The organism is Candidatus Collinsella stercoripullorum (assembly GCF_027669965.1).
GTDB classification, from domain to species: Bacteria; Actinomycetota; Coriobacteriia; order Coriobacteriales; family Coriobacteriaceae; genus Collinsella; species Collinsella stercoripullorum.
In genome coordinates, this window is record NZ_JAQECM010000002.1 from 92,081 (window position 1) to 111,934 (window position 19,854).

At 69.6% G+C, this 19,854-nt stretch carries 17 protein-coding genes; 9 read left to right on the forward strand and 8 right to left on the reverse strand.

What is annotated here, in order from left to right:
* Positions 1 to 39: 39 nt before the first annotated feature.
* From PHA29_RS01105 to PHA29_RS01130, 6 genes are all read right to left on the reverse strand, one after another.
* Complete coding sequence (locus tag PHA29_RS01105; protein WP_270847601.1) at positions 40 to 1,941, reverse strand: alpha-amylase family protein; 1,902 nt, start codon at positions 1,939 to 1,941, stop codon at positions 40 to 42.
* Positions 1,942 to 2,259: 318 nt separating this feature from the next.
* A complete protein-coding gene (locus PHA29_RS01110) occupies positions 2,260 to 3,060 on the reverse strand; it encodes a transglutaminase family protein (RefSeq protein WP_270847603.1) in 801 nt (266 codons plus the stop codon).
* A gap of 15 nt (positions 3,061 to 3,075) precedes the next feature.
* Positions 3,076 to 3,774, reverse strand: a complete 699-nt coding sequence (locus PHA29_RS01115; protein ID WP_270403786.1) for an alpha-E domain-containing protein — start codon at positions 3,772 to 3,774, stop codon at positions 3,076 to 3,078.
* Positions 3,756 to 5,108: a circularly permuted type 2 ATP-grasp protein gene (locus PHA29_RS01120; RefSeq protein WP_270847605.1), complete on the reverse strand. Its 1,353-nt coding sequence runs from the start codon at positions 5,106 to 5,108 to the stop codon at positions 3,756 to 3,758. Before PHA29_RS01120 ends, PHA29_RS01115 begins: the two co-directional genes overlap by 19 nt.
* Positions 5,109 to 5,361: 253 nt before the next feature.
* Entirely contained in the window at positions 5,362 to 6,540 is a 1,179-nt protein-coding gene (locus PHA29_RS01125) for a cation diffusion facilitator family transporter (RefSeq protein ID WP_270847607.1), read from the reverse strand.
* A 145-nt stretch (positions 6,541 to 6,685) separates the two neighbouring features.
* The gene (locus tag PHA29_RS01130) at positions 6,686 to 7,786 is read right to left on the reverse strand and encodes a glycerol dehydrogenase (protein ID WP_270847609.1); all 1,101 of its coding nucleotides are present in this window, start codon (positions 7,784 to 7,786) and stop codon (positions 6,686 to 6,688) included.
* Positions 7,787 to 8,334: 548 nt separating this feature from the next.
* Here PHA29_RS01130 and nrdD point away from each other — a divergent pair.
* The 6 genes from nrdD (at position 8,335) to PHA29_RS01160 (ending at position 14,664) form a co-directional block, all read left to right on the forward strand.
* Positions 8,335 to 10,557 carry an anaerobic ribonucleoside-triphosphate reductase gene (gene nrdD, locus PHA29_RS01135; protein WP_270403779.1) on the forward strand — a complete coding sequence of 741 codons (2,223 nt, stop codon included), beginning with the start codon at positions 8,335 to 8,337 and terminating at the stop codon, positions 10,555 to 10,557.
* A 91-nt stretch (positions 10,558 to 10,648) separates the two neighbouring features.
* A complete protein-coding gene (nrdG, locus tag PHA29_RS01140; RefSeq protein ID WP_270403777.1) occupies positions 10,649 to 11,230 on the forward strand; it encodes an anaerobic ribonucleoside-triphosphate reductase activating protein in 582 nt (193 codons plus the stop codon).
* A 79-nt stretch (positions 11,231 to 11,309) separates the two neighbouring features.
* The gene (gene folE, locus PHA29_RS01145) at positions 11,310 to 11,870 is read left to right on the forward strand and encodes a GTP cyclohydrolase I FolE (protein ID WP_270847611.1); all 561 of its coding nucleotides are present in this window, start codon (positions 11,310 to 11,312) and stop codon (positions 11,868 to 11,870) included.
* Positions 11,867 to 12,454, forward strand: a complete 588-nt coding sequence (locus tag PHA29_RS01150) for an HD domain-containing protein (RefSeq protein WP_270847612.1) — start codon at positions 11,867 to 11,869, stop codon at positions 12,452 to 12,454. The genes folE and PHA29_RS01150 overlap by 4 nt, the downstream gene beginning before the upstream one ends.
* Positions 12,455 to 12,502: 48 nt before the next feature.
* Positions 12,503 to 12,997, forward strand: a complete 495-nt coding sequence (gene folB / locus PHA29_RS01155; protein WP_270847613.1) for a dihydroneopterin aldolase — start codon at positions 12,503 to 12,505, stop codon at positions 12,995 to 12,997.
* A 92-nt stretch (positions 12,998 to 13,089) separates the two neighbouring features.
* On the forward strand, positions 13,090 to 14,664 hold the full coding sequence (locus tag PHA29_RS01160) for an RNA-binding domain-containing protein (RefSeq protein WP_270847614.1): 1,575 nt from the start codon (positions 13,090 to 13,092) through the stop codon (positions 14,662 to 14,664).
* Here PHA29_RS01160 and PHA29_RS01165 read toward each other — a convergent pair.
* The gene (locus PHA29_RS01165) at positions 14,661 to 15,446 is read right to left on the reverse strand and encodes a M48 family metallopeptidase (RefSeq protein ID WP_270847615.1); all 786 of its coding nucleotides are present in this window, start codon (positions 15,444 to 15,446) and stop codon (positions 14,661 to 14,663) included. The genes PHA29_RS01160 and PHA29_RS01165 overlap by 4 nt on opposite strands.
* Positions 15,447 to 15,649: 203 nt before the next feature.
* Here PHA29_RS01165 and PHA29_RS01170 point away from each other — a divergent pair, with 203 nt between their 5' ends.
* The 3 genes from PHA29_RS01170 (at position 15,650) to PHA29_RS01180 (ending at position 17,748) form a co-directional block, all read left to right on the forward strand.
* Positions 15,650 to 16,714 (forward strand): D-alanine--D-alanine ligase family protein, encoded by a 1,065-nt coding sequence (locus PHA29_RS01170; RefSeq protein WP_270847617.1) that lies wholly within the window; start codon positions 15,650 to 15,652, stop codon positions 16,712 to 16,714.
* 102 nt (positions 16,715 to 16,816) lie between these two features.
* Complete coding sequence (locus PHA29_RS01175) at positions 16,817 to 17,245, forward strand: FKBP-type peptidyl-prolyl cis-trans isomerase (protein ID WP_270403770.1); 429 nt, start codon at positions 16,817 to 16,819, stop codon at positions 17,243 to 17,245.
* A gap of 137 nt (positions 17,246 to 17,382) precedes the next feature.
* Positions 17,383 to 17,748 carry a metal-dependent transcriptional regulator gene (locus PHA29_RS01180; RefSeq protein ID WP_270847619.1) on the forward strand — a complete coding sequence of 122 codons (366 nt, stop codon included), beginning with the start codon at positions 17,383 to 17,385 and terminating at the stop codon, positions 17,746 to 17,748.
* 150 nt (positions 17,749 to 17,898) lie between these two features.
* Here PHA29_RS01180 and PHA29_RS01185 read toward each other — a convergent pair whose 3' ends face one another.
* Positions 17,899 to 19,815 (reverse strand): heavy metal translocating P-type ATPase, encoded by a 1,917-nt coding sequence (locus tag PHA29_RS01185; RefSeq protein ID WP_270847621.1) that lies wholly within the window; start codon positions 19,813 to 19,815, stop codon positions 17,899 to 17,901.
* Positions 19,816 to 19,854: the final 39 nt, after the last annotated feature.

The following is a 19,854-nucleotide window of genomic DNA, read 5'->3' on the forward strand; positions in this document are numbered from 1 at the left end:
CCGTTCGTTTGTGAAGATAAAGAGGGCGCCGCGGCGTCCTTACCGCAGCATCCAGGCAAAACCCCAGCTCGGCATGGCGATCGTCGCGAGCTCGGCGGTCTCGCCGCTCACCAGGTCGGTGTACGTGGCCGTCTCGGGCATCCAGATGGTCTTGGCGTCGTCGCTGAAGTTGAACACGGCGTGCAGCGTCCTGTCGCCGATGCTGCGTACGACCCACAGGATCGAGGTGTCGTCGTAATCCTTGGTGCGCACGTCGGCGTCGGCCGAGAACACCGGCTCGTCGCGGCGGATATTCTCAAGCGCGCGCAAGGCGCCGAAGATGCGCTGCTGGACAGACCCGGGCTCGTCGATGTTTTTCGCAAGCTGCCAGTCGAACGCGCCGCGGTGGATGTAACGGGAGTCCTCGGCCTTCTCGGGGTCGTCCTTGTAGGTGTAGTCGTTCACCTGGCCGACCTCGTCGCCGCTGTAGATGATGGGCAGCCCCGACTGCGTGAACATGTAGGCGTGCAACATGATGTCCTTGCGGATGGCAACCTCCATCGCCTCGTCGTTGCCCTCGAAGCCGGCCGCCTCGATGCCGCACATGGATGCGGTGGTGGCGCAGAAGCGCGCATCGCCCGTGACGGGGTCGGCGTTGTAGAGCTCGCCGCGCGAGACGCTGCCGGGCGTATGGCCCTGGAAGTAGTCGTTCAGGTACGTCTTATGCGGCACCTCTGCCATGCCCCACGTCGAGAGCGTCCCGTAATCCAAGCCCCAGCCGATATCGTCGTGGCAGCGCAGATAGTTGAGGAAGGTGTAGCTACGGGGCAGCGAGCATACGATGTCGGTCTGCTGGCGCAGCAGGCGCGCATCGCGCGTCGCGACGGTATTCCAGGTGGTCGCCATGGTGGTCACGTTGTAGAGCATGTGGCACTCGGGCTTCTCGACGGTGCCGAAGTACGGCGCGACCTCCACCGGCGCCATGACGACCTCGCCCAGAAGCACGATGCCCGGGCACACGATCTCGCCGATCATGCGCATCATGCGCACGATAGTGTGGACCTGCTTGAGGTTGCGGCACTTGGTGCCGAGCTGCTTCCAGATGTAGGGGACCGCATCGATGCGGATGATGTCGATGCCCTGGTTTGCCAGGAACAGGAAGTTGTACATCATCTCGTTGAACACGCGCGGGTTGCGGTAGTTGAGATCCCACTGGTAGGGGTAGAACTGCGTCATCACGCACTGGTCGAGCTCGGGCAGGTAGGTGAAGTGGCCGGGTGCGGTGGTGGGGAAGACCTGCGGCACGTCGCGCGTGTAGCGGTCGATGATGCCCTGGTCGTGCACGAAGAAATAGCGGCTCATGTACTCGCCTTCGCCGGCGCGGGCGCGCCGGGCCCACTCATGCTCGTCAGAGGTGTGGTTCATGACGAAGTCCATGCACAGGCTGATGCCGCGCGTGTGGCATTTGGAGGCGAGGTGCGCAAGGTCGTCCATGGTGCCGAGCGCGGGGTTCACGCGTCGGAAATCCGAGACCGCGTAGCCGCCGTCCGAGCGGCTCTTGTCGGCGGGCGTGTCGAGGAACGGCATGAGATGGATGTAGTTGACGCCGCATCGCTCGATATAGGGGAGATTCTTCTCGACGCCTTTGATGGTGCCGGCGAAATTGTCGATGTACATCTGCATGCCGAGCATGTTGGTCGCGCGGTACCACGCGCCGGCCTCCTCGCGTGCGAGGTCGAGCTTCTTGAGCTTGTTGTCGCGCTCGTCGAAGAAGCGCTTCAGCCCGTCGCAGAGCTCGGCGAACATATCGCCGTTGTCGTAGAGCTCCATGTAGAGCCAGCGCAGCTCATCGCGATGGCGCGCCAGGCGCTCGGCGAACACCTTGTCGGCGGCCTTCCCGCGCACCGCCGGTCCGTTCGCGCCGCCGGCCGCCTGGGAAGCAGGTTTGCGGGTGGTTGCCATGGTCCCGTCCTTCCTTCGCATCTCGGTCCAGACGGGTTCATTCTATGGCCTCTACGAGCGGATTCGATCAACAGGAGGGCTGCGGTGCAAGACTCGTGGCAATCGTGTATATCCGTTGTGGGAACGATATCGCAAATTGGGAGGTCCGCTCCGGCCGACCGTCCGGGGACCCTTCCGGCGAGGGGCGCGCCCGGGCGTCGGCGGCCGCGCCGGGCAGGGACGTCGCGGCTTCGCTCGGCCCCCGGCTGCGCCGGGCATGGGTTGAAACGAACCCGTCCCCAACGAACCCGTCCCCAACGAACCCCTGCCGGCGCGGGGTCACGCCCGCATGCTCTGGTCGCGCACCGAGATGTGGAGCGACTGCCGCTGGTCGGCGCCGCCCCGGAACACGCCCGCCTCGATGGGGCAGTCGGAGAAGTCGCGCCCGCGGGCGAGCTCGATGTAGGCGTCGTCGACCTCCCGGTCGTTGGTGGGGTCGATGCCGCGCCAGCCGTTCCCGTCGTGCACCTCCACCCAGGCGTGCGTCGCGCCGTCGCCCACGACGAGGCCGTTGACGTAGCGGGCGGCCACCCCCAGGGACCGCAGCGCGGCGATGAGGATGTGCGCGTAGTCCTGGCACACGCCCCGGCGCTGGGCGAAGGCGTCGGCGGCGCAGGTGGTGGTCGCCGTGCTCCCCGGCTCGTAGGCCATGGCCCCGTGCAGCGCGCCGGAGAGCCGCCGCGCCGCGCCCCAGGGGTCCTCCGCCGCCGCGGGGGCGCCCGCGCCCGAGGCGTCGCGCGCGAAGGCGGCGATGGCGTCGTCGCCGGCGGCGAGCGCCGAGGGCCGTCGGTAGATCGGGTGCGCCGGCGCGCGGACGGTCTGAGCGCGGTCGACGAGCACGCGGCCGGCGGACAGGAACGAGAAGGCGCGGTGGGCCGCGGCGACCCGCCCCGCGAGCACGGTGTTGCCGAAGCCGTCGACCTGCGCGGTCAGCCCCGTGTCGGGGGTCACCACGGTCTGGGCGGAAAGGACCGTCTGCCCGGCCGTGCTCGCGGGCTGGCAGCGGAGGAGGAAGTCGTGCTCGCGGACGGGCTCGCTCATCTCGAGCGCGGTCTCGAACGAGTAGCTGAGGATGCGCATGCGCCCCACCCCGTCCTAGGAGAAGATGCCGTTGACGCACGCGATCGCGCGCGAGAGGAGCGCGTCGTCCGCGTCGTCGGGGAACGAGGGGGAGGAGGCGATGGACGCCAGCTCCTTGAAGGCGGGGCGACTGTAGGCGGCGCCCGTGCGGTCGAGGCGGCTGGCGAGCCGGTCCACCTCGTGCGGGATGTCGGCGAGCCGGTAGCGCAGGCGGGCGCACAGGTCCACGCGCTCCACCGTCATCCCGCACTTCACCAGGCAGCGCGCCGCGTCATCCGTCACGAAGTCGTCGATGCACCCCTTGAAGGCCATGATGTTGTCCTGCACCTGCTGCAGGTCGAGCAGGGGGCTCGCCGAGGCGCCCGCGGCCTCCAGGGCGTTGACCGCCATCTGGATGTACCCGAGGCTCTCGGTCCCCAGCGCGTCGCGGCAGGCGAGGGCGTTGTCGTAGGCGGCGTCCATGGAGCACGCCACCGACGAGGGGTTGTCGCGGTTGAACAGGCAGCGCTGGAAGAACTCGAGCGGCGTCTCGGTCTCGCAGCGGAACCCGAGGTCGGCGAGCTGGCCCCGCCAGTCGCCCGCGAGGTCGTCAAGCGCGCGGTCCGCGACCCGGTCGTAGGTGCTCAGGATGAAGCGCTGCGTGGTGAAGCTGCGCTCCAGGTAGCGTCCCAACCACAGCAGGTGGTCGATGCGGTTCAGCGAGAGAGAACCCATGTGTCCTTGAACCCTCCTCCTTGGCTCGAGTTGACGATCGCGGAGCCCTCCTCGCGCGCGTAGCGCGAAAGGCCGCTCGCCCAGACGGTCGTGGTCGCCCCGCTCAGGACGAAGGCGCGCAGGTCGGCCTTGCGCGGGACCACCTCGCCGCCCATGTAGGTCGGCAGGCAGGTGAAATCCACCACCTCCTGCGCGATGAAGCGGCGCGGCTCGGCGCGGACGGCGCGCTTGAGCGCCTCGAGGCCCGCGGCGTCCAGCGACGACCCGAAGACGACGCCGTACCCTCCCGCCTCGGCGACGTCCTTGATGACGAGCGTGTCCGCATGGTCCAGGACGTACGCAAGGTCGTCGGGGTAGAACGGCAGGTAGGTGGGGGCGTTGCTCAGGATGGGGCGCTCGCCCAGGTAGTACTCGACCATCTTGGGCACGAAGTAGTAGATGCCCTTGTCGTCCGCCGCGCCGTTGCCCGGGGCGTTCAGGACGGCGACGGAGCCCGCGCGGTAGGCGGCCATGAGGTTGGGGACGCCGATCAGGCTGTCGGGGCGGAAGCACAGCGGGTCCAGGAACTCGTCGGAGACGCGCCGGTAGACCGCGCCCACCCGGCTCATCCCCGAGGCGTCGCGGTAGTAGAGCCTCCCGTCCTCGCAGAACAGCTCGTCGGGGGTTGCGAGCAGGGCGTCCGCCTGCTCGGCGAGGTAGGCGTGCTCGAAGTACGCGGCGTTGTAGCGCCCCGGGGTCAGCACGACGTTGATGCCGCCGCGGTTCACGTGGTCCATCACCGCCTTGAGGCGGGCGCCGTAATCGCGGTTGTCCACGACCGGGACGCGCCGGAAGGTGGTGTCGTCGCACCGGCGGCAGAGGCTCCGCGCGATGAGCGGGTAGGAGGCGCCCGACGGGATGCGGAGGTTGTCCTCGAGCACGTACCAGGTGCCGTCCGCGCCCTCCACGAGGTCGATGCCCGAGATGTGGCTGTAGATGCCGTCCGGGGGCGCGATCCCCACGCACTGGGGCAGGTAGCCGGAGCTCGCGAAGGCGAAGTCCTCCGGGACCACCCCGTCGCGCACGATCTGCCGGTCCCCGTAGATGTCGCGCAGGTACGCGTTGAGGGCGTCGACGCGCTGGGCGAGCCCTCGCTCGAGCGTCTGCCAGGTCCCGGCGTCGATGATGCGGGGGATGGCGTCGAAGGGGAACAGCCGCTCGGTGAAGGCCCCGTCCCGGTAGATGCCGAACTTCACCCCGTAGCGCGCGAGCTGCTGGTTGATCTTGGGCGTGTGGGGGACGAGCCCGGTGTAGGGGGCCGTGCCCACGCTGCCGTCGGGTCCGTATGCGTCCATGCTTCCCTCCCTGCTCCGTCGTCGGTGGGCCCGCGCGGCGGGCCGGGCGCCGTGCGGGGTAGCCTCAGCGCCGAGTATGGAGGGTGCTGGTTTCCGGAAGATGAACGGGCGCCCAAGAAGGCGGTTGCGTTTCGCGCCCGTTGCGAGACGGTTTCATGGCAGATGGGGCGCGCCGGCGGAGACGCCGCGGCCCATGGGTTGAAACGGACCCGTCCCCAACGAACCCCCAACGGACCCCGGGCCGGTGCGGCCGCTACTGCTCCGAGCTCACGTAGCTCTCGTCCACGGTGATCTTGGGGATCGTGCGCGGGTAGTGGTCCCGCACGATCCGGCTCACGCGCCGGCGCAGCTCGTCGGCGCCCATGGGCAGGTCGGCGGGGCGCACGCAGTCGAAGATCACGTTGGTGTGCGTGGGGCCGGGCACGCAGCGCAGGTCGTGGATGGTGATGCGCGGGTCGATGATCTTCACGGCCTGGTCGATCCAGCCGCGCATGTCGACCACGGCGGGATCGTCGGTCACGATGGGGTCGTAGTGCAGGGTCACGATCAGGCGGTCGTCGTTCTTGAAGTCCTGCTCGATGTTGTCGATGAGGTCGTGGCTCTCGATGGGGTCGGCCTCGGCGGCCATCTCGACGTGCGCGCTCGCGAACTGCCGTCCGGGGCCGTAGTCGTGCACCATGAGGTCGTGGGTGCCGAGCACCCCCGGGTAGCCCATGATCTTGGTCCGGATGTGCTCGACGAGCTCGGGGGAGGGCGCCTGCCCGAGCAGGGGGTTGACCGTGTCGCGCACCAGGCCGATGCCGCTCCAGACGATGAAGGCGCCCACCGCCGCGCCCGCCGCGCCGTCGAGCTGGATTCCCGTCGCCTGGGAGACGACGGCCGAGGCGAGGACGGCGGCGGTCGAGATGACGTCGTTCCTGGAGTCCACGGCGGTCGCCTGGAGCGTCTCGGACCCGATGCGCTTCCCGAGGGTGCGGTTGAACGCGGCCATCCACAGCTTCACGGCGATGGAGAGCGCGAGGACGGCGACGAGCGCGCCGCTGAACTCGACCGGCGCGGGGTCCAGGATGCGCTCGACGGACGACCCGACCAGGTTGATGCCGATGGCCAGCACGAGCGCCGCCACGACGAGTCCCGCGAGGTACTCGTAGCGGCCGTGGCCGTAGGGGTGCTCGGGGTCGGCGGGCCGGCTCGCGAGCTTGAAGCCGAGCAGGCTCACGATGTTGCTCGCGGCGTCGGAGAGGTTGTTGACCGCGTCGGCGACGATGGACACCGAGCCCGCGAGCGCGCCGATGGCGCCCTTGGCGATGCACAGCGCGATGTTGCAGACGATGCACACGATACCGGCGAACTGGCCGTAGGCGGTGCGCACGGCGGCGTCGCCCGTGTTGCCGCTGTCCTTGACGAAGCGCCGGACCAGCCATTCGGTCATGGAGCCCTCCCGGAAAGAGAAATCGACAGGCCGAGGGGCCTGCCGATGAGCTTGCTGATATACGCGTCAACTATACCACCCGCGCGGCGCGCGCCCTCCCGCCGGGCCCGCATCCGGGCGCCCGGCGGGACCCGGGGCGCGGGGGCTAGTCCTCCAGCGCGTAGTAGCGGCCGAGGGCGTCGGCGCCCAGGATGGCGTCGGCGAGCATCTCGGGCGTGACGTCGAAGGGCATGTTGCCCACCGTGTCGGCGGGCGCGCAGGCGGCCTCGGCCACGGCCATGACGCGCTCGCGCGAGGCGTCCTCCACGCCCAGCTCGGCCAGGGTGACGGGCAGGCCGACCTCCAGGCAGAAGCCGAGCACCTGCTCCAGGGTCTCGGTGGGGGCGTTCTCGAGCACCAGCTGGACGAGGGTGCCGAAGGCGACCTTCTCGCCGTGGAGCATGGCGTGGGTCTCGGGGAGCTGCGTCATGCCGTTGTGGACGGCGTGCGCGGCGGCCAGCCCGCAGCTCTCGAACCCGATGCCGGACAGCAGGGTGTTGGCCTCGATGACGTGCTCGACGGCGGGGGTGAGGCACCCGGCCTCGAGCGCCACCTTGGCCTTCACGCCGTCGGCCATGAGGGTGTCGAAGCACAGCCGCGCGAGCGCGAGCGCGGCGGCGGTCGCCTTGCCGCCCGCGCAGGTGTCCGCCTCGGAGTCCACGCACGCCTTCGCCTCGAAGTACGTGGCGAGCGCATCGCCCATGCCCGAGACCATGAGGCGCGCCGGCGCCGCCGCGATCACCGTGGAGTCCATGAGGACCACGTCGGGGTTGGAGGGGAGGAACAGGTAGCGGTCGAACACGCCGTCGGCGGTGTAGATGACGGACAGGGCGCTGCAGGGCGCGTCCGACGACGCGGCGGTGGGGCAGACGATGACGGGCGCGCCCAGGTAGTGGGCGACCGCCTTGGCCGTGTCGAGCACCTTGCCGCCGCCGATGCCGGCGACGACGTCGCAGCCGGCCCCGCGCGCGACGGCGCAGAGCCGCTCGATCTCCGCGTCGCAGCACTCGCCGCCGAAGTCCTCGAGGACGAGCTCGGCGCCCGCCGCCTCGAAGCCCCGACGGACCTTGCCGCCGACGCGCTCGGCGCCCGCGGGCGTGGCGATGGCCAGGGTCCTCGCGCCGAGCGGCGCGGCGTAGGAGGCGAGCTCCGCGAGGGCGTCGGGGCCCTGGACGTACTTGCCGGGGCTGTTGAAGATGCGTGCCATGGTTCTTCCTTTCCTGGGGGCGCCGCCTGCCGCGGCGCGTCTGCGGGTATTGTACCCGCAGGGCCGGCAGCCCCGGGCGCCGCGTCCGGGGCTGCCGGCCGTCCGAGGGCCCGCGCACAACATATGGGTCCGACGCCCCGAGCGGTCGCGAGCGGGGGCCGAACGTGAATTCCTGTGGACCATCCAAAATCCACGACCGCGCGCGGGCGCCGGGGAACGCCGCAGGTGAGCGGCGCGCGGTGTTCGCGCTCCGGTTGAGGCGCCAATGTGTCGGGAAACAAATCTTTCGTTCTGACCTGCAAAAACACAACATCTTGTGTTTGTCCTCGCCGTGTTTACCGCATGTAGTGAAGACGGCTTGTCGTATGATGGAACGGCGCATCCGACGCCGCGCCGCCCGGGCACCTACTCCGCCCGCCGGCGCGCACCCGTCGCGAGACGCGCCGCGCGCCCGCGCGACGCATCCGGGGCCGCCCAGGCGGTCCGGGAAACGTCCACGCGGCGCGGTATCTTGACATCGACGCACCATGACGGCGAAAGGGTCGAACATGAAGATCATCAAGCGAAGCGGCACCGAGGTCGCCTTCGACATCGAGAAGATCGCGAACGCCATCCGCGGCGCCAACCGCGAGGTCGACGAGGCCGACCGCCTCTCGGAGCGCGAGATCGCCTTCGCTTCCCAGAACGTCGCCGAGGCCTGCGAGAAGGCGGGCCACACCGTGTCGGTGGAGGAGATCCAGGACATGGTGGAGGACGAGATCATGGCGCTCGACCACTACGAGGTCGCCCGCCACTACATCATCTACCGCTACGTCCAAAGCCTGAAGCGCACCAAGAACACCACGGACGACAAGATCCTGTCCCTCATCGAGTGCAACAACGAGGAGGTCAAGCAGGAGAACTCGAACAAGAACCCCACCGTCAACTCCGTGCAGCGCGATTACATGGCCGGCGAGGTCTCCAAGGACCTCACCCAGCGCGTGCTGCTGCCGAGCGACGTCGTCGACGCGCACAACGAGGGCCTCATCCACTTCCACGACTCGGACTACTTCGCCCAGCACATGCACAACTGCGACCTCGTGAACCTCGAGGACATGCTGCAGAACGGCACCGTCATCTCGGGCACCCTCATCGAGCGCCCGCACAGCTTCTCGACCGCCTGCAACATCGCCACCCAGATCATCGCCCAGGTCGCGAGCTGCCAGTACGGCGGCCAGTCCATCTCGCTCACCCATCTGGCGCCCTTCGTCGACGTGAGCCGCCAGAAGATCCGCCGCCAGGTCGAGGCCGAGCTCGCCGAGCTGGGCTTCGAGGCCCCCGAGGAGAAGGTCTCCTCCGTGGTCGAGGAGCGCCTGCGCGACGAGATCCGCCGCGGCGTCCAGACCATCCAGTACCAGGTCGTCACCCTCATGACCACCAACGGCCAGGCGCCGTTCGTGACCGTGTTCATGTACCTCAACGAGGCGCGCTCCGAGGCCGAGAAGCACGATCTGGCCATGATCATCGAGGAGACCCTGCGCCAGCGCTACGAGGGCGTCAAGAACGAGGCGGGCGTGTGGATCACCCCCGCCTTCCCCAAGCTCATCTACGTGCTGGAGGAGGACAACGTCGCCGAGGGCTCGCCGTACTTCTACCTCACCCAGCTCGCCGCCAAGTGCACCGCCAAGCGCATGGTGCCCGATTACATCTCCGAGAAGATGATGCGGAAGTACAAGCTGTCGAAGGGCGAGACCGAGGGCAACGGCGACTGCTACACCTGCATGGGCTGCCGCAGCTTCCTCACCCCGGACCGCTCGGGCAACGGCTTCGACAACGTGGCGCGCGCCAAGAACTACGAGCCGGGCAAGCCCAAGTACTACGGCCGCTTCAACCAGGGCGTGGTCACCATCAACCTGCCCGACGTGGCCCTGTCGTCCAAGGGCGACCGCGACCGCTTCTGGGAGATCTTCGACGAGCGCCTGGAGCTGTGCCACAAGGCGCTGATGTGCCGTCACGAGCGCCTGAAGGGCACGCTGTCCGACGCCGCGCCGATCCTGTGGCAGTACGGCGCGCTGGCGCGCCTCGACAAGGGCGAGACCATCGACAAGCTGCTGTACGGCGGGTACTCCACCATCAGCCTGGGCTACGCGGGCCTCTACGAGTGCGTGAAGTACATGACCGGCGCCTCCCACACCGATGAGCACGGCAAGGGCTTCGCGCTCGCGGTCATGCAGCATATGAACGACAAGTGCGCGGAGTGGAAGGCCGCCAGCGACATCGACTTCTCGCTGTACGGCACCCCGCTCGAGTCCACCACCTACAAGTTCGCCAAGTGCCTGCAGCGCCGCTTCGGCATCATCCCGGGCGTGACGGACAAGGGCTACATCACCAACAGCTACCACGTCCACGTGTCCGAGGAGATCGACGCCTTCGACAAGCTCAAGTTCGAGAGCGAGTTCCAGCAGCTGTCCCCCGGCGGCGCCATCTCCTACGTCGAGGTGCCCAACATGCAGGACAACCTCAAGGCCGTCATCCGCGTCATGCAGTACATCTACGACAACATCATGTACGCCGAGCTCAACACCAAGAGCGATTACTGCCAGGTGTGCGGCTACGACGGGGAGATCAAGATCGTCGAGGACGACGGCAAGCTCGTGTGGGAGTGCCCGCATTGCGGCAACCGCGACCAGGAGAAGCTGAACGTGGCGCGCCGCACCTGCGGCTACATCGGCACGCAGTTCTGGAACCAGGGCCGCACCGAGGAGATCCGCGACCGCGTCCTGCACCTGTAGCCGCGGCGCAGAACCGGTCCGACTGTCATCACGGCGGGAAAACGGGGACAGTCCCTATTTTCCCGCCTTGCGCTTGCGAGGGGTTGTTCGCGTGAATTACGCCGAGATCAAGTATTCGGATATCGCCAACGGGGAGGGCGTGCGCACCTCGCTGTTCGTCTCCGGCTGCCGCCGCGGGTGCCCGGGGTGCTTCAACTCCGGCGCCTGGAGCTTCGCGGCGGGGGAGCCGTTCACGGCCGAGGTCGGGGACCGGATCATCGAGAGCCTCGAGCCGTTCTACGTCGACGGCCTCACGCTGCTGGGCGGCGAGCCCATGGAGCCCGAGAACCAGCGCGGCCTCGTCGGCTTCGTCGAGCGCGTGCGCGAGCGGTTCCCGCGCGGGTCCGGCAAGACGATCTGGTGCTTCACGGGCGACACGCTCGACGAGCTCATGGAGGGCGGCCGCCATCGCACCGAGGTGACCGACCGGCTGCTCGACTGCATCGACGTCCTGGTCGACGGGCCCTTCGTCCGGGGCCTGCACGACATCACGCTGCGCTTCCGCGGTTCGTCCAACCAGCGGCTCATCGACCTGCCCGCCACGCGCGCCGCCGCCGCGCAGGCCGGCGTCCCGCTCGCGGAGGCCGTGCGCCTCTGGCAGGACGAGGAGGTCTACACCACGCACACCATGTAGGCGCGGGACCGCCCGTCCCCCGCGTGCGCGCGGGGTGGTACGATAGCGCAGTCATCGGCGAGCGTCCGGGAGGAAGTCCATGGTCGATCAGGAAAAGGTGGTGCAGGCGGTCCGCCTGCTGCTCGAGGGTATCGGCGAGGACCCGTCGCGCGAGGGGCTCCTCGAGACGCCCGAGCGCGTCGCCCGCATGTACACCGAGCTCATGGCCGGGCAGGATGCGACGGCCTCCGAGCATCTGGCGCGGACGTTCGCCGTCGATGCGAACGACCTCGTCGTGGAGCGCGACATCACCTTCCACTCGCTGTGCGAGCACCACCTGCTGCCGTTTCACGGCCGCGTCGCCATCGGCTACATCCCGGACGGCCGCGTCGCCGGGCTCTCCAAGCTCGCCCGCACGGTCGAGGTCTTCGCCCGCCGCCTGCAGCTCCAGGAGCGCCTCACCGCCCAGATCGCCGACGCGCTGATGGACGACCTGGGCTGCACCGGCGCCATCGTCTTCATCGAGGCGGAGCACATGTGCATGACCATGCGCGGCGTTCAGAAGCCCGGCACGCTGACCGCCACCTGCGCCCGTCGCGGGGCGTTCGCGGACGACCCCGCTCTGGAGGAGCGGTTCTTCCGCATGCTGGGACGCGCATGACGGGGGAGGGCCGCGGGACCGAGCCCTGTCCGGGCGCCTCCGCGCCGCCGCGGGAGACCGTCCCGCTCGGGCTCGCCGACATGCCCCGCGTGGACGCCATCTGGCGCCATCCGCTGTACCGGGAGCGGCTCGAGCGCATCGAGGCGCTCGAGCGCGACCGCGCCTTCTGCCGTCACGGCCTGCCCCACCTGCTGGATGTGGCCCGCATCATGTGGATCTCCGTGCTTGAGGCGGGGCGCGCCGCCGAGCTCCCCCGCGACCTCGTCTACGCCGCAGCCCTGCTGCACGACATCGGGCGCGCGGCCCAGTACGAGACGGGCGAGCCGCACGACGCCGCGGGCGCGCGCATCGCGGGGGAGATTTTGGGTACGGTAGAGAGCGGCTGTTCATTCACCGACGCGGAGCGCGAGATGCTGCTCGACGCGGTCGGCGCGCATCGGGACCGCGTCCCGCGCCCGGGCGCGCGCCCGCTGGCCGAGCTGCTGCGCGCGGCGGACAAGGCGTCGCGGCCGTGCTTCGCCTGCCCCGCGAGCCGGGAATGCAACTGGCCGGAGGAAACCAGGAACCTCGCGGTGCGCGTATAGCGCAAGCGCCCGTCCGCCCGCGGGGTCACGTACGAAGGAGCGGATCATATGGGAAAGAAGCATCAGAAGCACCTGCCGGAGAAGGCCACGCCCGCCGAGGGCGCCGAGCTCGCACGGCGCGAGGCGGGGCTGCCCGCCACGAGGACGGCGATCGCCCGCTGGACGCCGGACGACCTGTCCTCAGCCGACAAGATCCACATCGACGGCCTCGAGGTCTTCGCCAACCACGGCGTGTACCCCGAGGAGCGGGCGCTGGGGCAGAAGTTCGTCGTCTCCCTCACGCTCTACACGAGCCTGCGCGAGGCGGGGCGCACCGACGACCTGCGCTCGTCGATCGACTACGCCAAGGTGTGCCACAGGGTCGACACCTTCCTGTGCGACCACGTGTACAAGCTGATCGAGGCGGTGGCCGAGGGGCTGGCCGACGACCTGCTGGCGACGTTCGACACGCTGATGGGCGTGCGCGTGCGTCTGGAGAAGCCCTGGGCGCCGGTGGGGCTGCCGCTGCGCACCGTCGCGGTGGAGATCGTCCGCACGAGGTAGCGCCGACGCGACCGAGGCGGCGCGACGTTCCCGCCGAATCGTCCGCATCCTGTGATACTATCGTCGATATACCGACGATAGGGGGGCGGGCGATGGAGTATCGGGAAACGGAGCGCATCGAGTTCAAGCGCACGGCAAACGAGCGTATCGCCAAGACGGTCATCGCCTTCGCGAACGGCACCGGCGGCGACATCTACATCGGTATCGACGATTTCGGACAGGTTGCCGGCGTCGACGATATCGATGGCGAGATGCTCAAGGTCTCGAGCCTGGTGCACGATGCCGTCTGCCCGCCGCTCATGCAGTTCGTGCATATCGAGCCAATCGAGCTCGAAGGCAGGGACGTCGTGCGCGTCTCCGTCGAGGCGGGGGACGAGAAGCCCTATTACCTCGCATCCAAGGGCCTCGTCCCCGCCGGGGTGTTCACCCGGTTGGGGCCCGCGACCGTGCCCATGGGCCGCCGGGACATTCGCCGGATGATCCGCGAGGCAGATGACGACTTCTTCGAGACGCGCCATGCGAGGGTGCAGGACCTTACCTTCGAGACGGCGCGGCGCGTCTTCCGGGAGCACGGCGTCGAGCTCTCCCCGGAACGCTACCGGGCGCTCGGCATGCTGGCCCGTGACGGGTTCTACTCGAACCTCGCCCTGCTCATCTCGGACCAGAACCCCTATACCCTGAGATGCGCCGTCTTCAACGATGACGCCGGAACCGAGTTCCTGAACCGCATCGAGTGCGAGGGCTCGGTTCTCGGCCAATACGAGCAGGCGCTCGGCTTCCTGCGGCTCGCGAACAACCTCAGGTCCTACTTCCCCTCGAACACGCGGATCGACCAGCGGGATTACCCTGACGACGCGCTGCGCGAGGGCATGCTCAACGCCATCATCCATCGCGATTACGACGAGAGCCGCTGCGTGCCCACGTTGGTGAAGATGTATCGCACGGAGCTCTCGTTCACCTCGTTCGGCGGGCTGTTCGGCATCACCGCGCACCAGGCGATCACACGCGAGTCGTCGCCGCGCAACCCCCGTCTGCTGGCCCTCTTCGGCCGTCTGGGCGAGGTCGAGGCGTACGGGTCGGGCCTGCCCAAGATCTGGAAGCTGTACGAGCGCGAGGGGCTTCGGGCGCGCATCGAGGCCGAGGGTTCCTTCTTCACGCTCGTGCTGCCGAACATCAACACGGCGCGCAACCCGCTGATGAGCCTGACGGCGAACGACGGGCCCGACCTGCGCGGCGGTCAGGAGGCGTTCGACGAGCTGGTCGCGATGGGGGCGCTGCCGGCGCGCGTGAAGGAGGCGTACGACCGGGCGCGCGCGGAGCGCCTTGCGCTCGACCGCACGCAGGCCGAGGCGCGGGCGGCGACTCCGGCAGCGAGGGCGCCCGTCGCCGGTCCCGCAGGTATCCGGATCACCCGCGCGGAGCGGGTCGCGGCCGAAGCCCCGGGAACGGGGCCGGGGCGCCTCGAACGGTTCCTGGTATCCTTCGCGCTCGAGCGGGGCGAGTTCTCGCGCGAGGAGGCGCAGCGGGCGCTCGATGCCGGGCGCGATACGACGCTCAAGGTCATCAACGGCATGGTCGCTTCCGGCGCCCTGGTCAAGACCGGGCGCGCGCGGGCGACCCGCTACCGCGTCTCGGACGACCTGAGGAGAGCCGGGGATGCGGGCTAGCCCGTCTGATCCACGGCGGCGGCGACCTCGCGCGCGGGGCGGCGCAGCAGCGCGGAGAGCTCGCGGTTCGCCGGGCACCAGGCGTCGAGCAGCGCGTGGAAGCGGGCGTTGTGGCTCGGCTCCATGAGGTGCGTGAGCTCGTGGGCGACGACGAACTCGAGGCAGGCGGGCGGGTAGGCGGCCAGCCTCGTGTTGATGCGGACGGCGCGCGTCGCCGGCGTGCACGAGCCCCAGCGCGTCCTCATGCTGCGCAGGCTCCAGCTGCTCGCCGCGACGCCCATGCGCTCCTCGCAGCGCGCTGCGACCCCGGGCAGCACGCGGGCGACCTCGCGGCGGTAGAGCTCGGCGACCAGGCGGTCGTACTCCTCGGTCGGAAGGCCCGCGAGCCCGTCCTCGTCGCGCACGGGGGCCGCGCCGAACGTCGCGGGCCGTGCGGCGGCGCCGAAGCGCACACCCGCCCGTCTCAACGCGTCGGCCAGCGGGACGAGGGAACCCCAGAGCGGCACGCTCGCGCGGTCCCCGGCGCGCCGCGGCCCGGCTTCCGCCTCGGTGCGCCTGCGCACGCGCTCGGCGATCCAGCCCGCCCGCCGGTCCAGGAAATCCTGCGCGACCTCGACGCGCGTGCGCGCTGGGATGCTCATGACCACCGAGCCGTCGCCGCGCACGCGCAGGTTGAGGTTGCGCACGCGCTTGCGCGTGACGGTCACGGGGATGCGGGCGCCGCCGGCGTCGACATGGAGCGTGAAGGGGGCGGAGACGGAGGTGCGGTTCGATCGGTTCATGCGCCCCAGCATAGCAGACGGCCGGCCTCGCGCATCGCGCCATCGCGGCGACGCGCGCCTTACGGGGACCTTGCGTCTTTGTGCACGGGGCGTGGGCGCCGCGGGCGCGTCCGGGCGAGCGGCTATAATGGGACCCCATCGCGAACGCGACGGCGCCGGCGGGATGGGCCCGCCCGCCCCGCGCGTCGAAAGGAGCCCCGCCCATGATCGATGTGGCCGTCCTCTTCGGTGGTATCTCCACCGAGCACGATATCTCGCTCAAATCCGCCGACAACGTCATCCGCCAGCTTCCGCGCGACCGCTTCCGCCCCGTGCTGATCGGCATCGACCGCGACGGCGCGTGGTTCCACTACGCCGGCGACGTCGACGACGTGGTGACCGGCGCGTGGGAGGAGCACGACTGCAACCCCGTGGTGCTCATCCCCGGTCGCGGCGAGGGCGCCCGCGGCGGCTTCCTGGAGCTCGCGGACGGCGAGTTCTCCGAGCTTCCCGTCGACGTGGTGCTGCCCGTCCTGCACGGCCAGGGCGGCGAGGATGGCACGGTGCAGGGCGCGCTCGAGTGCTGCGGGGTACCCTACGTGGGCTGCGGCGTCATGGCGAGCGCCGTGTGCATGGACAAGGACGCCTCGCACCGCATCGCCGCCGCGGCCGGCGTGCGCTCGCCCGCCTGCGAGGTGCTCTACCGCGGCGCCTCCGACGAGGCCTGCGCCGCCGCCGCCGAGCGCTGCGGGGGCTTCCCGGTCTTCGTGAAGCCCGCCCGCGGCGGCTCGTCCATCGGCGTGTCCAAGGCCGCCGACGAGGCCGCGTACCGCGAGGCGCTCGCGCAGGCGTTCGCGCTCGACGAGAAGGTCGCCGTGGAGGAGGCCATCACGGGCGTCGAGGTCGGCTGCGCCATCATGGGCGACGCCGTGCGCGGCACCGAGATGGGCGAGGTCGACGAGATCGTCATCACCGGCGACGGCTTCTTCCGCATCCATCTGGAGAAGGACCCGGGCGCCAACACCGAGCTCCGCTGCCCTGCGGACCTCCCCGCCGACGTCATGGCGCGCGTGCGCGATGCGGGCCGCACCGTCTACGAGGCCCTCGGCTGCTCCGGCTTCGCCCGGGTCGACCTGTTCGTCACCCCGGAGGGCGAGGTCGTGTTCAACGAGGTCAACTCCACGCCGGGCCTCACGTACTACTCGCGCTTCCCGCAGATGATGCGTGTCGCCGGCCGCGAGCTGGGAGCGGTGCTCGCCGAGCTCATCGATGCCGAGCTGGCGCGGTAGCGCCGCGTCCCGCGGTGCAGGGCGGCGCGATATTCGGGTATAGTGACCATCACGTGTCCGCGCCCATCCGGGGCGCGGCGGCGACATGAAATGAGGGAGGATATGTCCAACCAGGGCAAGAAGGTCCGCGCTCACTACCGCGGCACGCTCGATGACGGCACGCAGTTCGACTCGAGCTACGACCGCGGCGAGCCGATCGAGTTCACCTGCGGGGCGCATCAGATGATCGCCGGCTTCGACGCCGCCGTCATGGACATGGAGGTGGGCGAGAAGAAGACCGTCCACATCCCGTGCGCCGAGGCGTACGGCGAGCGCCGCGAGGACCTCGTGCTGCACTTCCCGGCCGATCAGGTCCCCAACATCGAGCAGATCCACGTGGGCGACCGCCTGTTCCTGTCCGGCCCCGGCGGCCAGCCGGTGCCCGTGACGGTGATCGAGGTCGACGCCGAGGGCGTGCGGCTCGATGCCAACCACGAGATGGCCGGCAAGGACCTCAACTTCGACATCGAGCTCGTCGAGGTGCTCGACTAGCCCGGCCGTCCCGACCCGGAGGCGACGCCGGCGGTGGCGGGATGGGGCTCTGGAGGTCCTGTGGATGAGGGTTTGCCATGGGCAACTTCCTGCGGTAGTATAGTTCGACATCGTTAACTACTGCCGAGAGGGTTGCAATGAGACTGCGCGAATCGGGTGAGGACTACCTGGAGGCCATCCTGGTGCTCCAGCAGGAGCGCGGGGCGGTGCGCGCGATCGATATCGCGGAGCGCCTGGGCGTAACCAAGGCGAGCGTATCGAAGGCCCTGACCAACCTCGAGCAACGCGGTTGCGTCGAGGTCGTGCGCCGCGACGTCCGCCTCACGGAGGAGGGCTCGTCGCTGGCCCACGAGGTCCTGGAGCGCCACGTCTTCTTCCGCGACCTGCTCGTCGCCGCGGGGGTCGAGCCCGGGCTCGCGGCCGAGGAGGCCTGCCATATGGAGCACTGCCTGTCCGACGACAGCTTCCAGAAGCTCAGGGCGCATCTGGGGCAGGCGGCGTAGCAGGGTCCCGCGCCCCCGCGGCGCCCTCGATAGCCGAGATGGGAAAACCGCCCCCGGGGCTGCCGTGCGACCGGCGCCCCGGGGGCGGTTTCGCTCTCGGTGCGGGGCCCGTGGTCGCGGCCCCGCACCGGATCCGCCGGCTTGCGCCGGTCACGCCCGATCGGCGCCGACGCGCATGGCGCGCATGGCGTTCAGGATCGCGATGACCGCCACGCCCACGTCGCCGAAGACGGCGAGCCACATGTTTGCCAGGCCCAGCGCCGCCAGGACGAGGATCAGGACCTTCACGCCCAGGGCGAACACGATGTTCTGCCAGACGATGCGCATGGTCTTGCGCGCGATGCGCATGGCGCGCGCGATGTTGCTCGGCTTATCGTCCATGAGGACCACGTCGGCCGCCTCGATCGCCGCGTCGGACCCCATCGCGCCCATCGCCACGCCCACGTCGGCGCGCGTGAGCACCGGCGCGTCGTTGATGCCGTCGCCCACGAAGGCGAGCCTGCCCTCGCCGCGCTCCTCGGCGAGCAGCCGCTCGACGGCCTCGACCTTGTCCTGCGGCAGCAGCTGCGCGTGCACCTCGTCGAGCCCGAGCTCCCGTCCCACGGCCTCGGCCACGTCGGCGCGGTCCCCGGTGAGCATCACGCAGCGCCGCACGCCGGCGGCATGCAGGTCCCGGATGGTCTGGGCGGCGTCTTCCTTCACCACGTCCGCGATGACGATGTGGCCCGCATAGGCCCCGTCGATGCTCACGTGCAGCACGGTCCCGGTGAGGTCGCAATCGTGCCAGGCCGTCCCGTGCTCGGCCATGAGCTTGTCGTTGCCTACGAGCACGCGGCGCCCGTCCACGAGCGCGGACACGCCGTGCCCGGACTCCTCGACCACCTCGGCGATGCGCGCGCGGTCGATCGAGCCGCGATACGCCTCGCGCACCGAGACCGCGATGGGGTGGTCCGAGAACGCCTCCGCATGGGCGGCGGCGGACAGCAGGGCGTCCGCGTCCGCGTCGGCCTCGGGGTGGATGGCGACGACGCTGAAGGTGCCGTCGGTGAGGGTGCCCGTCTTGTCGAACACCACGGTGTCCACATGTGCGAGGAGCTCCAGGTAGTTGGACCCCTTCACGAGGATGCCGAGCTTGGAGGCCCCGCCGATGCCGCCGAAGAACGACAGCGGCACGCTGATCACGAGCGCGCAGGGGCAGCTGACCACCAGGAAGGTGAGGCCGCGCAGGATCCAATCGGACCAGGAGCCCATGCCGAGCAGGGGCGGGACCACGGCGAGCAGGGCGGCGGCACCGGTGACCAGGGGCGTGTACCAGCGCGCGAAGCGCGTGATGAAGTTCTCCGTGCGCGCCTTCTTCTCGCTCGCGTTCTCCACGAGTTCGAGGATGCGCGAGACGGTGGACTCCCCGAACGGCTTGGTCGTGCGGATGTGCAGCATGCCGGTCATGTTGATGCAGCCGGAGATGACCTGCGCGCCCGGCTCCACGTGGCGCGGGACGGACTCGCCGGTGAGGGCGGCGGTGTCGAGCTGGCTGGCGCCGTCGACCACGACGCCGTCGATGGGGATGCGCTCCCCGGGCTTCACCACGATGAGGTCGCCCACCTGCACCTCGTCAGGGTCGACCTGCTCGAGCCGGCCGTCGACCTCGATGTTGGCGTAGTCGGGCGCGATGTCCATCATCGCGCTGATCGACTTTCGGCTCTGGCCCACGGCGTAGCTCTGGAACAGCTCGCCCACCTGGTAGAAGAGCATGACCGCGGCGCCCTCGGCCATATGCGGGTCGGTATCGGGGAAGAAGACCATGGCGAAGGCGCCGATGGTGGCCACGGTCATGAGGAAGCACTCGTCGAAGGCCTGGCCGCGGCGGATGTTGCGCGCCGCCTTGATCAGGACGTCGTACCCGGCGATCAGGTACGGGACGAGGAAGAGGACGAACGACGCGTACACGTCCCCGGGCGTGCCGAAGACGGCGGTGAGGGCGCCGAGCTCCTCGAGGGCGAAGACGACGGCGAAGATGGCGAGCGCCAGGATGATGCGGTTCCTCCAGCGCTTCTGCTTCTTGTTCATGATGGATCACCTGGATGGTTCGAACTCGGATGGTCGACG